Origin of the sequence: Aminobacter sp. AP02 (assembly GCF_003148805.1) — a bacterium.
In the GTDB taxonomy this organism is placed as follows: domain Bacteria; phylum Pseudomonadota; class Alphaproteobacteria; order Rhizobiales; family Rhizobiaceae; genus Aminobacter.
Window position 1 is genome coordinate 238,460 of sequence record NZ_QGGX01000004.1, and the last position, 15,790, is coordinate 254,249.

Annotated in this window: 13 protein-coding genes; 7 read left to right on the forward strand and 6 right to left on the reverse strand. The window is 61.6% G+C overall.

Features of this window, described 5'->3' with window-relative positions; all coding sequences use genetic code 11:
- Positions 1-86: 86 nt before the first annotated feature.
- From C8K44_RS06810 to C8K44_RS06835, 6 genes are all read right to left on the reverse strand, one after another.
- Positions 87-401, reverse strand: coding sequence for a WGR domain-containing protein (locus C8K44_RS06810; RefSeq protein ID WP_109575001.1), 315 nt, complete (start codon positions 399-401; stop codon positions 87-89).
- A gap of 172 nt (positions 402-573) precedes the next feature.
- On the reverse strand, positions 574-1,038 hold the full coding sequence (locus tag C8K44_RS06815) for a TetR/AcrR family transcriptional regulator (protein WP_109575002.1): 465 nt from the start codon (positions 1,036-1,038) through the stop codon (positions 574-576).
- Positions 1,035-4,181: an efflux RND transporter permease subunit gene (locus C8K44_RS06820; RefSeq protein WP_109575003.1), complete on the reverse strand. Its 3,147-nt coding sequence runs from the start codon at positions 4,179-4,181 to the stop codon at positions 1,035-1,037. The genes C8K44_RS06815 and C8K44_RS06820 overlap by 4 nt, the downstream gene beginning before the upstream one ends.
- 11 nt (positions 4,182-4,192) lie before the next feature.
- Positions 4,193-5,410 (reverse strand): efflux RND transporter periplasmic adaptor subunit, encoded by a 1,218-nt coding sequence (locus C8K44_RS06825; RefSeq protein ID WP_109575004.1) that lies wholly within the window; start codon positions 5,408-5,410, stop codon positions 4,193-4,195.
- 81 nt (positions 5,411-5,491) lie between these two features.
- Complete coding sequence (locus tag C8K44_RS06830; protein WP_109575005.1) at positions 5,492-6,073, reverse strand: TetR/AcrR family transcriptional regulator; 582 nt, start codon at positions 6,071-6,073, stop codon at positions 5,492-5,494.
- Positions 6,074-6,233: 160 nt separating this feature from the next.
- Positions 6,234-7,160, reverse strand: coding sequence for a LysR family transcriptional regulator (locus C8K44_RS06835; protein ID WP_109575006.1), 927 nt, complete (start codon positions 7,158-7,160; stop codon positions 6,234-6,236).
- A gap of 100 nt (positions 7,161-7,260) precedes the next feature.
- On the opposite strand from C8K44_RS06835, the gene C8K44_RS06840 reads away from it, so the two are divergent.
- From C8K44_RS06840 to hemA, 7 genes are all read left to right on the forward strand, one after another.
- Positions 7,261-8,415, forward strand: coding sequence for a muconate/chloromuconate family cycloisomerase (locus C8K44_RS06840; RefSeq protein ID WP_109575111.1), 1,155 nt, complete (start codon positions 7,261-7,263; stop codon positions 8,413-8,415).
- A 4-nt stretch (positions 8,416-8,419) separates the two neighbouring features.
- Positions 8,420-8,710 carry a muconolactone Delta-isomerase gene (gene catC / locus C8K44_RS06845; protein ID WP_109575007.1) on the forward strand — a complete coding sequence of 97 codons (291 nt, stop codon included), beginning with the start codon at positions 8,420-8,422 and terminating at the stop codon, positions 8,708-8,710.
- A gap of 94 nt (positions 8,711-8,804) precedes the next feature.
- Entirely contained in the window at positions 8,805-9,731 is a 927-nt protein-coding gene (gene catA, locus C8K44_RS06850; protein ID WP_109575008.1) for a catechol 1,2-dioxygenase, read from the forward strand.
- A 319-nt stretch (positions 9,732-10,050) separates the two neighbouring features.
- Positions 10,051-10,839, forward strand: coding sequence for a benzoate diol dehydrogenase BenD (gene benD / locus C8K44_RS06855; protein ID WP_109575009.1), 789 nt, complete (start codon positions 10,051-10,053; stop codon positions 10,837-10,839).
- 85 nt (positions 10,840-10,924) lie between these two features.
- Complete coding sequence (locus tag C8K44_RS06860; RefSeq protein WP_109575010.1) at positions 10,925-12,265, forward strand: MFS transporter; 1,341 nt, start codon at positions 10,925-10,927, stop codon at positions 12,263-12,265.
- A 600-nt stretch (positions 12,266-12,865) separates the two neighbouring features.
- Positions 12,866-14,257: a PLP-dependent aminotransferase family protein gene (locus C8K44_RS06870; protein WP_109575012.1), complete on the forward strand. Its 1,392-nt coding sequence runs from the start codon at positions 12,866-12,868 to the stop codon at positions 14,255-14,257.
- Between the two features lie 304 nt (positions 14,258-14,561).
- Positions 14,562-15,788 carry a 5-aminolevulinate synthase gene (hemA, locus tag C8K44_RS06875; RefSeq protein ID WP_199227033.1) on the forward strand — a complete coding sequence of 409 codons (1,227 nt, stop codon included), beginning with the start codon at positions 14,562-14,564 and terminating at the stop codon, positions 15,786-15,788.
- The last annotated feature ends 2 nt before the right edge of the window (positions 15,789-15,790 follow it).

The window sequence follows — 15,790 nt, forward strand, 5'->3', positions numbered from 1 at the left end:
GTCGCATCGAATACCAGCATTGGAAATGCGGTCCAGCGCCAGACAAGCTGGACCGTCCGTCTTTGCCGACGCTGGTTTGAGCCATCTCAATCGGGATCGAGCGTGAAGAAATGCCCTGGTGGAGTTGGTTGCGGCCATTTCTTTCGCTGGCCGCCGCTTGCGTCGACGTAGCCTCGCCGGCGTTTCGCCCCCTCAATGCGCCTGAGTTCCACATCCGCCTGTTCGGAGCGGTCGAAACTCTGCATCATGGACTGCCCGCTCGTTCCTATCCGGCCCCAACGCCGGACAAGCGATGCGCCCCCGAAAAGCGTCGGCTGCACGGTCAGCCCATAGTAGCGCCGCATGTTCTTGCCCGCATCAATGCGGTGAAGGTGCAAATCGTTATCATCCTGCTTTGACATAGGCAGGTTGTCGCTGGCCAGGGCCCGCGCCGTCCAACGAGTTTGTTGAATCGATCACGTAGGGTCGATTCAAAAAACTGATGGGCGGGTTGCGGCAATCGCCCGGGCCCCAGCGAACGGCACCGACGCCGGCGCAGCCTAAGCTTACCACTGGGCGAACCTTCGCCCCCAATCAAGCGTCAGTGGAAATCGGGGCTCGGGACGTTTTCAGACAAAGCCGGTTGGCGAAGCTGCTTGCCAAGGCCAGCCGGGCCGCACGCTGTTCACCGCAGGTTCGTCCAGGGCCCTGAAGGTCGAACGTCGGACTGATAGTCTCAAGGAGCAATGTATCTTCCGCCGCAGCAACGAGCGCAGCAACGGCTAGCGGATCTGTATCGATTCCCGTGAGGTGTCGATCACGCGGGGCGTCAGCATAATGCTCCAGCATTGCCCTGATCAGGTGCTTCTTGGTGGCGAAGTGATGAAGCAGCCCGCCTTTGCTGATGCCCGCCTGCTGGGCAACCGCATCCAGGGTGACTTTGCCAAAGCCGTTTTCCAGCGCAACGCAAATTGCCGCGTGGAACAGACGCTCCTTGGGGCCGCATCCTCGCGGCGGGGCCGGCCAATCTACGACCGGCCCCTTATCGAGATCATTCATTCGCCCTGAACCCGCACCCCTTCGAGCGCATCGGTGCTTGCCTGCTGTTCAGCCTTGCCTCGCCCGAACAACTTCATGACAAAGACGAAGAAGACCGGCACGAAGAAGACTGCAAGCACGGTTGCCGAAATCATGCCGCCCAGCACGCCGGTGCCGATGGCGTTCTGGCTGGCGGCGCTCGCTCCGGTGGCGATGGCCAGCGGCACGACGCCCAGGCTGAAGGCCAGCGACGTCATGATGATCGGCCTGAAGCGGAGCTTGGCGGCCTCCACCGTCGCGTCGATCAACGACATGCCTTCCTGGCGCAGGTCCTTGGCGAACTCGATGATCAGGATCGCGTTCTTGGCGGACAGGCCGATGATCGCGATCAGACCGACCTTGAAGTAGACGTCGTTCGGCATCCCCATGTACATCACGGCGAGCACCGAGCCCAAAACGCCCAGAGGCACGACGAGGATCACCGACACCGGAATGGACCAGCTCTCGTAAAGTGCCGCCAACAGCAGGAACACAAACAGGATGCTGAGCGCGATCAGGGCAGGGGCCTGCGAGCCGGACTGGATTTCCTGAAGCGATTGACCTGTCCACTCATAGCCAAAACCGGCGGGCAGTTCATTTGCCAGGCGCTCCATCTCCTCGATCGCCGCTCCAGATGAGTGGCCAGGCGCCGACTGGCCGCTGATGCGCACCGAGGGATAACCATTGTAGCCCACGACCTGGGCCGCACCTTTTTGCCACTCGACGGAGGCGAACGAAGACAGCGGCACCATGCCACCGTTGGCGTTTCGAACGTTGAGGTTCAGCAGATCTTCCGTCTGCATGCGGCGCCCGGCGTCGGATTGGACGGTCACGCGCTGCATCCTGCCGGCATTCGGGAAATCGTTGACATAGGCGGAACCCAGATTGGCCGAGATCGTCGAATTGATATCGGCGAAGGTAACGCCGAAAGTGTTGGCCTTTTCACGGTCGATCAAAAGATTGACCTGGGCCGCGTCGGGCATGCCTTCGACGCGCACGCCGGTGATGACCTCACTCTTCGCGGCAGCCGCAAGCAACTGGTCGCGGGCAGCGGCAAGGGCTACCTGGCCGCGTCCCGAGCGGTCCTGAAGACGGAAGGTAAAGCCGTTGGACGTGCCAAGGCCCTGAATCGGCGGTGGCGAAAGCGCAAAGGATACCGCATCCTTCATCTGGAAGAGTGCACGATTGGCCCGGCCCGCGATGGCGGCGGCCGAATTCTGTTCGTCGCGCTCGCTCCAGTCATCAAGGGTGACGAAAGCCAGGCCGGCATTCTGACCCGCGCCTGAGAAGCTGAAGCCGTTGACCACGATCATGCGGTCGACCGCATCTTCGCCCATGAAGATCGTCTCGACAGTCTCGGCTATGGTCCGGGTGCGATTGCTGCTGGATTCCGGCGGCCCCTGGATATCGACGATCAGGAAGCCTTGGTCTTCATTCGGCAGGAAGGAAGTGGGCAGCTGAATGAAAGACCAGCCAAGGCCGACCAGCAGCGCCAGGTAGATGACCATGAAGCGGCCCGTGCGGTTGACGATCCAACCGACGCTCGAGGTGTAGCTGCTTGTCGTCCGGTCAAAGCCGCGGTTGAACCAGCCGAAGAAACCCTTCTTCTGATGGTGACCCTTGCTGATCGGCTTCAGGAAGCTTGCGCAAAGCGCGGGTGTCAAGGACAGGGCGAGGAATCCCGAGAACAGGATCGACACGACCATCGTCAGGCTGAACTGCCGGTAGATGACGCCAACGGCACCCGGGAAAAACGCCATGGGCACAAACACTGCGGTCAAAACCAGTGTGATGCCGATGATCGCGCCGGAGATCTGCTTCATGGCCTTGCGCGTCGCTTCCCGTGGCGACAGACCTTCTTCCGCCATGATGCGCTCGACGTTTTCAACCACCACGATGGCATCGTCGACCAGGATGCCGATCGCCAGCACCATCGCAAACATGGTCAGGACGTTGATGGAGAACCCCGTGGCCAGCATGACCGCACAGGTGCCCAGAAGCGCTACCGGGACGACCAGCGTCGGGATAACCGTGTAGCGGAAGTTCTGCAGGAACAGGAACATCACCGCAAAAACGAGCAGTATCGCCTCGAACAGCGTGGTGATCACCTTCTCGATCGAAACCTTCACGAACGGCGACGTGTCGTAAGGGATCGCGTATTCCAGGCTCTCGGGGAAGAAGCTCGAAAGTTCCTCCATTTGCGCTCGAACGGCTTCGGACGTTGCCAAGGCATTGCCCGTGGGCGACAGCTGCACCGCGATTGCAGCGCTCGGCTTGCCGTTCAGCCTGGTTGAAAAGTTGTAGTTTTCCGCTCCGACCTCGATGCGCGCCACGTCCGACAAGCGGACCGACGAGCCGTCGGGATTGGCGCGGAGTACGATCGAGCCGAATTCTTCGGCTGAAGTAAGCTGCCCTTTCACCAGCACGGTGGCCGAGATCTGCTGCGTGATCGGGTTGGGATCCGCCCCGATGCGGCCGGCGGCAACCTGCGCATTCTGCGACCGGATCGCATTGGTGATGTCGTCTGAGGTGAGCTTCAGTCCGACCATCTTGTCGGGGTCGATCCAGATGCGCATAGCGCGTTGCGTCGCAAACAGCTGCGCGCGGCCGACACCGTCGATACGCCTGATTTCGCTGAGCACGTTGCGGCTGAGATAATCGCCAAGACCAACGACATCGAGCGAGCCGTCCGTCGATGTAAGTGCAACCATCATCAGGAAGCCGCTGCCGGCTTCTTCGACCTGGATGCCCACCTGCTTGACGACCTGCGGCAATCGCGGCTCAACGCGGCGGACCGCGTTCTGCACGTCGATTGACGCCTGGCCGCTGTCGGTCCCGGGAGCAAAGGTCGCGGTAATGCTGACCATGCCGGAGGAATCGGACGTCGATTCAAAGTAGAGGAGACCGGCGACGCCGTTCAGCTCTTCTTCGATCGGCCGGGTAACGCTTTGATAGATGTCTTCGGGTGCAGCACCAGCATAAGTCGCGCTGATGGAGACCTGAGGCGGGGCCACGTTTGGATATTGCGCGACCGGCAGGAACGGGATGGCGATAACGCCGGCGAGCATGATGAAGATCGCCACGACCCATGCGAAAATGGGTCGATCAATGAAAAACTGGGGCATTTTGATTGTCCTTAGCCGGCCTTGGGCTTGCTGGCTGGCTCAGTCGAGCCGTCGCTGCCAGTTGCTGGCGTCGCATCCTGTGGCTTCCATGTCTGGGCACTGACCGCAGCACCCGGCCTGACCTTCTGGAAGCCTTCAACGATGACCTTGTCGCCTGACTTGAGGCCTTCTTCCACGACCCAGCGGTCGCCGGCCACGCGTCCGACCCGAACCGTCCTGAGTTCGGCCAGGTTCTCGTCGTTCACGACATAGACCTGCGAGCGCCCGCCGGCGTCACGTTGGATTGCCTGCTGCGGAATGGCGATAGCGTTTTGCTGGATACCCTGCTCGATCAGCACACGGACATACATGCCCGGCAGCAAGTCGCCTTCAGGATTGGGGAACTCGCCGCGCAGCGTCACCTGCCCGGTGGTGGCGTCGACGGCCGCCTCTAGGAACAAGAGTTTTCCGGGATGCGCGTACTCGCTACCGTCGTCCAGTCGCAGCATCACCCGAGCGCCGCCCGCCTCGGCTGTGGTCAATGCGCCGTTTTCGAGCGCGCGCCGAAGCCTGAGAAGCTCGTTGGCCGATTGGGTGAAGTCGGCATAGACCGGATCGATCTGCTGGATGGTGGCCAGGCTTTCGGGACCGTTGGCGCTGACGAGAGCGCCCTCCGTGACCATGGCGCGGCCGATGCGTCCCGAGATCGGCGCAGTGATTTCGGCATAGTCCAGGTTGAGCTGTGCTGTGGTCAGGCCTGCGGTCGCGATCGCCACATCGGCATCTGCCTGCGCGAGTGCCGCCACCGCATTGTCGAATTGCTGGCCGCTGGAGACGTTGCGTTCGCGCAGTTCGCCTTGACGCTCGGCCTGCTGGCGCGCCTGGAGTTGCACCGCTTGCGCGCGCTTGAGCGTCGCTTCCGCGCTCGCCACCTGTGCGCGGAACAACGCCGGGTCGATGCGATAGAGAACGTCGCCTTCCTTCACCAGGCTGCCCTGCTCGAACACGCGTTCGAGTACGATGCCGGAGACTCGCGGCCGCACCTCGGCGATGCGGGTCGGGGCAATGCGTCCCGGCAGTTCGTTCAAGATGGGAAGGGTCTCAGGAACAACATCGATCACGCTCACTGCGGGTGGAGGAGGAGCGGCCGGCTGTGCCTCGGCTGAGCTCTTGGCATCGCTGCACCCGGAAATGAAAGCGAAAAGGGCGACCGCCGCTGTGAGTTTCAGCGGCAAAACGGGAATACGCATAGGGAAATCCAGGAAAAGTTGACGATTGCCGGGACCCGAGGTGGCCGGGCGATGAATTGGTTTGGCGGCGGCTGTTGGCGTTCAGCCTTCTGCCGGCGAATTGTTGCCTTGCAGATATTCCGCATCGACCAGCCACTGGATGTCGTGCAGGATGCCTGCACGTTCGGCGTCCGACCACGGATGCATGTTGTGCAGTTCGAGCCTCTTGAGCCCCTCGAGCGCCAGAAACGCCAGGATCGCCCCACGCGGATTTTCCGCCGTTTCCGAGACCGAAGCGATCATGCGGGCATAAACTGCCTCAATGAAACCGCGCGATTCCGCGTCCTGGGCGAGGGCTGCAACCAGATTGACCGCGACAGCCCGCACATGATCGCGAGGCCGTTGGGCCGCGGCCGCGATGAGACCATTGATGGCTGCGCTTGGAACCGAACCTGCAGGTGGCGTGAGCGCTTGAATCCGCTCTTGTTCGGCGTCGACACGCCGCCTTATCACGGCATTGATGAGTTGTTGCTTGGATTTGTAGTCGTAGATCACGCTCGCCTTGCTGATCCCGGCGGCGGTGGCAACGGCATCCAGCGTCAGATGCGCAGCACCGTCGCGGACAACCACGAGTTCCGCGGCGTCAAGAATGTCGCTTTGCTCAATTACTCTTGGACGAGCCATACGTTCGCGCCTGTGCGGCCTCTGATTAGTTTCCAACCGGTTGGTTGGTTATAGGAGCGGCGCGGCAGAAAGTTCAATTCACCAATTTGTGTACCAGCGGTGAGGAGGCCGATTTGACGTGCATTTTCGTCGCTGCCCGGCTTGGCAAAGGCCGACCACTTCACCCGGTGGAGATGTTGGAAAATTGCAGCCAAGGCGGATTCTGCGCATACATTTCACGGATCAGGCTCTTGATCTCTTCGATGCGTGCCGAATTGTCCTTGCGCCGGCAGCTCATGATCACCGGCGAGGTTGCTTGGGCATCGGACAAGATGCGGTAGCAGACGTCGTCGGGACGCTGGCGCTGCGATGGGGCAGGAATGATGCACAATCCTGCTGCCGCGGCCACCAGGCCAAGTGCGGTCTGGATTTCGCGGACCTCTTCCACCATCCCCAGCTCGACGTTGAGATCGGCGAACAGGCCCAGGATCTCATCGGCGAAACTCGGGCGCGGCTTGGATGGATAGATCACCAAGGTCTCGCCTTCGATCTCCTTCAACGCGATTGGCTCGCTGGAAAGAGACTTCGGATGCCCCTTTGGAAAGGCAACGACCAATCGTTCCTCGCGAAGCGTTATACGTTCCACATCCGGATCGGTCAGGCGCACGCGTCCAACACCGAGATCGATGCGTCCGTCCTTCAAGGCGGCGATCTGCTCGACAGACATCATCTCGCGGATTTCGATGCCGAGTTCCGGCCAGCGGGCGCGCATGCTGCGTACCAGATCGGGGATGCCGCTATAGAGCGTCGAGCCGACGCAGCCGATGATGAATATCTCGCGGCGTGACTGCGCAATCCGACGCGTCTGCTCGCGAATGTGCTCCATGCGGGTAATCATCTGGGTTGCTTGCTCGTAAAAGAATCGACCGGCTTCAGTCAGCGTAAGCGGCCGGCTCGTGCGGTCGATCAGCACCGCGCCCAGGCTCTCTTCGAGCTGCTGAATCTGCCGGCTGAGGGGCGGCTGGGCAATATGCAGTGTCTCGGCCGCCCTCGAAAAATTGCGCTCGCGCGCCACCGCGACGAAATAGCGAAGCTGTCGCATATCCATGACACTATACCTTCTGGGTATCGAAACCGACCGCGATAGTCTTGGACTGTTTGTCTGCGCAAAGCTAGCGTCTGCCAAAGGAAGTTCGGAGGAAAATTCCGTGAGCTCTGGCGCCCGCATTGTCGAAATCGAGACCTTACTGCTTGATGTGCCTACGATAAGGCCGCATCGGTTGTCGATGGTAACGATGAGCGGGCAAACGATGATGGTCGTCAGGCTGCGCTGTTCCGACGAGTTTTCAGGGCTTGGCGAAGGCACCACAATCGGCGGCCTGGCCTACGGGTCAGAGAGCCCCGAAAGTATGAAGCTCACCATAGACCGGTACATCGCCCCTCTGCTTATGGGTGCCGACGCCACACGCGTTGGGCTCGCCATGGATAAGGTCAACACCGCGGTGAAGGGCAACCACTTCGCAAAATGCGCGGTCGAGACAGCGCTTCTGGACGCGCAGGCCCGCCGTCTTGGGCTGCCCCTGTCTGAACTGCTCGGCGGTCGCCGGCGCGACAGCCTTCCGGTCGCCTGGACGCTCGCTTCCGGCGACACAGCCAAGGACATCGAGGAGGCCCAGCGCATGCTGGAGACCCGTCGTCACAAGGATTTCAAGCTCAAGATCGGCCGTCGCCCGATCAACGAGGATGTGGCTCACGTGGCTGCGGTCCGCAAGGCGCTGCCCGACTTTGCCAGCGTGCGTGTCGACGTCAACATGGCCTGGCGCGAGCGCGAAGCCGCCAACGGCATCGCAGCACTTGGCGACGCGGGCTGTGTGCTGGTCGAACAGCCGGTGCCAGGCGTCGAGCCGCTTGCAAGGCTTCAGGCGAAGGCAGGTATCGCGCTGATGGCCGACGAGATTTTGACGGGACCGGAAAGCGCGCTGACAGCGGCATCGAAACTCGCCGGCGATGTGTTTTCGATCAAGATCGAACAGGCCGGCGGCCTGTTTTCCGCAGCCAAGGTGATCTCAGTGGCGGAAGCGGCCGATATCGCCGTCTATGGCGGAACGATGCTTGAAGGGCCGATCGGCACGATCGCCGCGGCCCAGCTATTTTCAGGTGTACGCAGCCTCGAATGGGGAACCGAACTGTTCGGGCCGTTGCTCCTCACCGAAGAGTTGCTGACCGAGCCTCTCGTGTATGCCGATTTCGAGCTCAAGGTTCCGACCGGGCCGGGGCTGGGCATTCAATTGCACGAAGCGGCGGTGAACCGCTTCCGCCGCGACCGGACCAGTACGTCCACAACGCTCAAGGCAGTGGGGTAGAGCTATGCTTTTCCAAGTCGAGATGACCGTCCACCTGCCGCACGATCTGCCCAAGGAACAAGCCGACCGGCTGAAGACGACGGAGAGGGCGCTGGCCCAGGAACTCCAGCGCAACGGCAAGTGGCGCCACCTTTGGCGGGTTGCCGGTCAGTACGCCAATGTCAGCATCTTTGACGTCAGCGGACCGGGCGAGTTGCATGAGATCCTGTCGGGCTTGCCGCTGTTTCCTTTCATGCAGATCGAGGTGAAGGCGCTTTGCCGGCATCCGTCGGCGATCGCCGACGATGGCGCATAGGCGCCGGGATGGCTCCCTTCCGCGCAGGTAGAGCGGGAGCAGGGAGTGAGTTTTAGTCAACGCGCAGAAATGCGAGCCAGAAAGGGAGGTTCCCATGTCCAGCAAGCTCATCGAAAAGTCAGTCATCGCCGATCTCGCCAACCGCGCCAGCGGTCTCGATCAGCCGGGCGGCGACCAGCGCCTGAAGACGATCACCAACCGCCTGCTTTTTGATCTCTTCACCGCGATCGACGATCTCGATATCAGCATGAACGAGGTCTGGAGTGCCGTGGCCTATCTCGGCCAGGCGGCGCGCGCCAACGAACTTGGTCTGGTCGCGCCCGGCATTGGCCTTGAACATTTCCTCGATCTGCGCCTCGATGAGGCCGAGCGTCGCGCCGGCCTGGCAGGCGGCACCGCGCGCACCATCGAGGGTCCGCTCTATATAGCCGGTGCACCGCTCTCCAAGGCAACCGCCCGCCTCGACGACGGCTCGGAACGCGGTGAAGTCCTGTTCATGCAAGGCCAGGTCCGCGACCACAACGGCAAGCCGGTCGCCGATGCGATCGTCGATGTGTGGCACGCCAACGTGCTCGGCAATTACTCGCATTTCGATCCGCTGCAGCCGGCCTACAATCTGCGCCGGCGCATCCAGACTGACGCGGACGGCCGCTACAGCTTCCGCTCGATCATGCCCAGCGGCTATGCCACGCCCGAAGGCGGCTCGACCGAGGCTCTCATGTTGGCGCTAGGCCGCCATGGCCACCGTCCGGCGCACATCCACTTCTTCGTCTCGGCCCCAGGTCACCGCCACCTGACGACGCAAATCAACATCGAGGGCGACGAATACCTGTTCGAGGATTTCGCTTTCGGCACCCGAAACGATCTTATCCCACCGGTCACCCGCGTCGACGACCCAAAGGCGCTGGCGGAACGCCAGGTTCAGGAGCCTTTCGCCTCGATCGACTTCGACTTTGTGCTGATGCCGGAAGTGGAAGGCGTAACCGACACCGTGGTCGAGCGCGAACGCGCTACCGCCTGATGTCGGCTCGGGCGCGCCAGCGAAGGCGCGCCCCATTCAACTCGCTGGGTTCATCGGTGATCGCCCAGTTGATGAAAACTCTATGCGGTGGACGATGTATGGCGGGCGCCTCGTGACCGAGCCGGCATCGCCGGCGTTCTGACCGCCTGTTTCAGCGGTCGCTGCAGTGGTCGCCAGCATCGTGGCGTCATCTGCCGCGCGCACTCCATCTATCGACGCCGTTTCATGCCGCCGGCAGGGCTCGCCCTTGTTTGCGAAACTCGAACTCCTGGAAGAGCAGGGCAATCCTGCTCCACCGTCAATCTGCAGAGGCTGCATCATGAACAATCGAACCAGACGCTTCGAGGGCAAGGCGATGGTCGTCACCGGTGCCGCGCAAGGTATCGGCCGCCAGGTGGCGATGGATGCGGCCGCCGAGGGCGCCCATGTTTCCCTTGTCGACCGCTCGGGGTTGGTGAGGGAGGCCGCAGCCGAAATCGTGGCGGGTGGCGGCAAGGCTTTTGCCATCCTGGCCGATCTCGAAAGCTGGCAGGGCGCACAGGTTGCGATCGATGAAGCGAGCGCTGTCCTCGGGGGCATCGACATTCTCGTCAACAATGTCGGTGGTGCAATCTGGATGCGGCCGTTTGAGCACTTCGACGAGACCCAGATCGAGGCGGAGATCCGCCGCTCGCTGTTTCCGACGATGTGGTGCTGCCGTGCCGTGCTTCCTCTGATGGTTGAGGCGGGAGGCGGGTCGATCGTCAACGTCTCGTCGATCGCCACGCGCGGCATCAATCGTGTGCCCTACTCTGCGGCCAAGGGCGCCGTCAACGCGCTCACCGTGTCGCTCGCCATGGAAAACGCCGAACGCGGCGTCCGCGTCAATGCCGTGGCACCGGGCGGCACGGACGCACCAGTACGCCGCATTCCCCGCAACGACGCAACCCAAGACGCACAAGACAAGGCGTGGATGCAGGCAGTCGTCGATCAGACCAAGGCTACAAGCTTCATGAAGCGCTACGGCACGCTCGCCGAGCAGAGCAGCGCGATCCTGTTCATGGCGTCCGATGACGCCTCTTACGTCACCGGCACGATCCTGCCGGTCGGCGGCGGTGACAGCGGCTGAGCGCGACGCGCTGCGAGCCAGCGCGATCGAAAGCGCCAAAGAAACTGCCGGATGAATTACAGAAATTCCCAGAGGAGGTATCTACGTGCGAAATTCTAGACTGGACATTCGGCAGTTGCTTGATGAGCGCCCTGTCAGTGGCCTGCAATTGCGGGTTTTTTCGCTTTGCTTTCTTGTCGCGCTGCTTGACGGCTTCGACACGCAAGCCATCGCCTATACCGGCCCCGCGATTGCCAAGGCGTTCGGAATGTCGCCGGGCGACATGACCTACATCTTCATCTCGGGCACGCTGGGTATGGCGTTGGGCGCGATGGGCCTCGGCATGATCGGCGATCGGATCGGCCGCCGCATCGCCATTGTCGGCTCGATCGTTCTGTTTGGCGCATTTTCGCTGGCCATCGCCTTTGCCCAGTCACCCGCCCAGATCGTGGCGCTCCGTTTCCTGACCGGTCTCGGCATGGGTGGTGCTACGCCCGTGCTGCTGGCCATGGCGGCTGAATACAGTCCCTCGCGCCTACGCGGCGCGGTCCTCACTGGCGTGCTTTTGGGCTTGCCCGCGGGCGCGATGGTTGGCGGTGTGCTCGCTGCAGGCTGGATGCCCGTGATCGGCTGGCAAGGCATCTACATCGTCGGCGGCGCGATACCACTTGTCGTTCTGTTGATCTGCCTGGCGTTCCTGCCGGAATCGGCCCAGTTTCTGGCGTCACGTGGCCGCCCGAACGATGTTGCCCGTGCGCGTGGACTTGTTGCCCGCATTGTCGGCAAGCCGATTGCGGATGATACCACCTTCATCGTTCCGCCGGCGGCGGGCAAGGGTTCGGTCAGCGCACTGTTCACCCCGGAATACCGCACGAGTACGATCGCAATCTGGGCCATCTATCTGTTCAACTGGATTGCCTGGTTCATGTTCCTGCTGTGGCTGCCAACCGTGCTGACCAGTATGGGGCTCGATCAGCCGACCGCTGCACTTGGGACGGTTATCGTCAATGCAGCCTTCATCATCTTCGCCATTCCGTTGTCGATCTTCCTGCCGCGAATCGATGTGCGCCGCACGCTGACGGTCATGTTCATGATCGGCATCGCCGTCTGCGTAGGCCTGGCCCTGGTGGACTCGAACTGGACCTTGATATTTGCGCTCGTCGCCGCTGCCGGCTTCGGCATAGGCGGCCAGCAAATCGCACTGAACTACCTTATCTCGAGCACCTATCCGACTGAGTTGCGTGCGACCGGAACCGGCTGGGCGATCGGCATCGGCCGCACCGGCGCTATCGTGGGTTCGGCTGCTGGCGGCTGGCTGCTGCAGACAAGCGGCACAAGCGGTTACTTCGTTGGCCTTGCCGTGCCGCTGATCATCGCGGCTGGCGCCGTGGTCCTGGTGCGCACGCGCAGGCAACCATCGGTCGAGGCAGTGGCCGGGGCTCACTAGCCCTTCGTTATCTTCGGCCCGGGCATGTGAGATGTGCCTGGGCCGGAGGATACGTGTTGATGCCTGCCTGACATCCCCTTGGATTGCAGAACAGCGAGTCATCGATCATGCCTTTTGAACTGCTCCTTTACGACAAGTCTGGTCATGGCCTGAGCCCCGCCCGGGCAGTATCGCCGACAACACCGACGACATGATTGCATTGCTCGACCATGTCGGATGGCAAAGCACGGCTGTCTGCGGACTTTCTTGCGGTGGATTGATCGCTATTGAAATTGCAGTGCGCGTTCCCCAACGCGTCACAAAGCTCGTGCTCATCGGCACGGCCGCCATGATTGGTACGCAAGATGCTTTGGAATACCCGCATCGTCGCAGGATATCTCCGCGTCGGGGCATCTTCAACAAAACGAAGGCGTTGCCGTCATAGGGCAACGGGCGCGCCGACGTGGAGTAGCCATCGGCCGGATATCCCTAGCTGTCTGCGCGCCACGTGCTGGAAAGGAAGAGGTCGGCGGCCGGAATGCTGGCGCCGATGGACTTCCTGCCCATTACAAGACATGGTACTCAAACTGTAGGCGAAATACACATACGGATTTCTACCTAATGTCTCTGTGGCAACCTCGACTGGAAAGCGATGCCCGCTTGAAGTATCTGGCGATCGTCGAGGCTCTCGAGGCTGATATCCGCGCTGGCCGGGTTCATCCGGGAGATCGCTTGCCGGCGCAACGCTCAATAGCCGAAGTGCTCGGAGTGGACTTAACGACTGTCACGCGTGCATTGAACGAAGCGCGCCGCAGAGGGCTGGTCGATGCGCACGCTGGACGAGGCACCTTCATACGAGAAGGCATTGCGAACCAACAGTCCGCGGGCGGCTTCAGCGGTACGCCACTGCTCGATCTCAGCATGAACATCCCGCCGCAGCCGGCTGCGGCCGATCTTCGACGCCGTATACCAGCGGGGATCGCCGACCTCCTTTCCAGCCCGCGAGGCATGCTTCACCTTCACTACCAGGAAAGCACTGGCAGCGACCCTGATCGCGCAGCGGCGGCTGGCTGGTTGGAGCAGCGTGTAGGTGCGGTTGCGCCTGGCAGAATCCTTGTCGCGGGTGGCGCGCAAAGCGCACTCTTTGCGATCTGCGATTATCTGGCCAAGCCCGGCGATGTCATCGCCGCTGGCGCCCTTACCTATCCCGGCCTCAAGGCAGTTGCGCAGCAGCGCGGGCTGATGCTCGAACCCTTATTGATGGATGAAGAAGGCATCGTACCGGATGCATTCGATGAATGTTGCCGCAAAACGCCACCCAAGGCGATCTACATCGTGCCAGCAATGGACAATCCGACGACGGCGACACTGACCGAAGCGCGCAGGCGCAAGATCATCGAGATCGCGCGCAACCATGGCGTGGCAATTATCGAAGACGACCCTTATTCGCCGCTCAGCGCCACAGGGGTAACAACCCTTGCGGCCATGGCAAACGATCTGACCTGGCATATCGCGACGCTTTCGAAATGCGTAACGCCCGCATTGCGGGTGGCGTATGTCGTTGCGCCAGGCAATCCCCAGGCGAGGCGGCTTGCGGGGATCTTGCGGGCAACAAATCTCATGGCGCCGCCCCTCAATGCCGCGTTGGCATCTAGGTGGATCGCCGATGGCACATTGGATTCCATCACCATGGCAATCCGGGAGGAAAATGAAGAGCGCCAGAAGCTGGCGACTGCGATATTGCGCGGATCGAATTTTGCTGCCGACCCTCACGGACATCATCTTTGGCTCAGGCTGCCGCGACACTGGAGAGCGACCGACTTTGCCGAGCACGCCGACAGGTCAGGCGTTGCGATCGTTCCGAGTTCCGCGTTCTCCATTTCCGCCCAGCCGCCGGAGGCGGTTCGTATCTCTCTCGGTGTTGCGCCCGACCGAGCCGCGCTTGAAGATGCCCTGACGCTGCTCGCGTCACTTATCGACCAGCCTTCACTGGCAACAAGAGCGGTCGTGTAGACTTTGCGCACATGGTGGTGGTCGAACTGCGATGGGTCGCAACCGATTTCCATACAATTCCGGGAAGCGCTTCAACCATCTTGAAGTCCTTTGGCCAGCGCCTGTTTAAGGGCCGCTGCCGTTCGACGGTGCAGGGAAAGCGCGCGCATCATATGCCGCGTTGATTGGAAAAGCCCAAGATCGCGCCTCCCTGTAGGGCTGCAAGGATCACTTTGCCGCAGCCTTTCACAATTGCCGTGCATTCAATATCCATATATATGGAAAGGGTACCTTTTCGCACGCGTCACTATCGGAAGTGGGCAAGATGATGGACTATGTCGCAAGGTTCGAGGGCCTGATTGCCGAAATGAAGCTCGACGGCCGCTATCGGACCTTCGTCGAACTGGAGCGGATCGCCGGCGAGTTCCCGATCGCGAGATGGTACGGACAGGACGGACAAAGCCGCCGTGTCACGGTGTGGTGCAGCAACGACTATCTTGGAATGGGGCAGCACCCCGATGTCCTTGCCGCGATGCACAAGTCAATCGATCTGTTCGGTGCGGGCACTGGCGGAACCCGCAACATCTCCGGCACCAACCGCCAGCATGTCCAGCTTGAGACCGAACTTGCCGATCTGCATGGCAAGGAAGCGGCGTTGATCTTCACGTCAGGCTGGATCTCCAACCTTGCGGCACTCGGCACCTTGGGCAAACTTATGCCCGATTGTGCGATCTTCTCCGATGCGCTCAACCACAATTCGATGATCGAAGGCATGCGCCGATCAGGCGCCGAGCGTTTCATCTTTCGCCACAACGACGCCGCGCATCTGGACGAACTGATGAGTTCGGTCGCGCCGGAGCGTCCCAAGATCGTCGCTTTTGAAAGCGTCTACAGCATGGATGGCGATGTGGCGCCGATCGCTGCCATCTGCGACGTGGCCGACAAGTATGGCGCGATCACCTATCTCGACGAAGTCCACGCCGTTGGTCTTTATGGCGCGCGTGGCGGCGGCATCGCCGAGCGAGATGGCCTCGCCCACCGCTTGACCATGATCGAGGGAACCCTTGCCAAGGCGTTCGGCGTCATGGGCGGCTATGTCGCCGGTCCGGCGCTGCTCATGGATGTCATCCGCAGTTTCGCTGACAGCTTCATCTTCACGACGTCACTTTGCCCACATCTCGCAGCCGGCGCGCTTTCAGCGGTCCAGCACCTCAAGGCACATCCAGAAGAGCGCACAAGGCAGGAAATCAACGTGGCGCGGCTCAAGGCGATGCTGCAGGCGGCCGACATGCCGGTTTCGGACTCCCCAAGCCACATTCTGCCGCTGATCATCGGCGACGCGCATCTGTGCCGGCGCACCAGCGAACTGCTGCTTCACGACCACGACATCTATGTCCAGCCGATCAACTATCCGACCGTTCCGCGCGGCCAGGAGCGCCTGCGCATCACGCCGACGCCCTATCACACGCAGGCGCACATGAAGGCACTTGTCGCAGCGCTGATTTCCGTTCGCGACAAGCTTGGCTGGACGAAAGGCGACGTGGCCGCCTGACA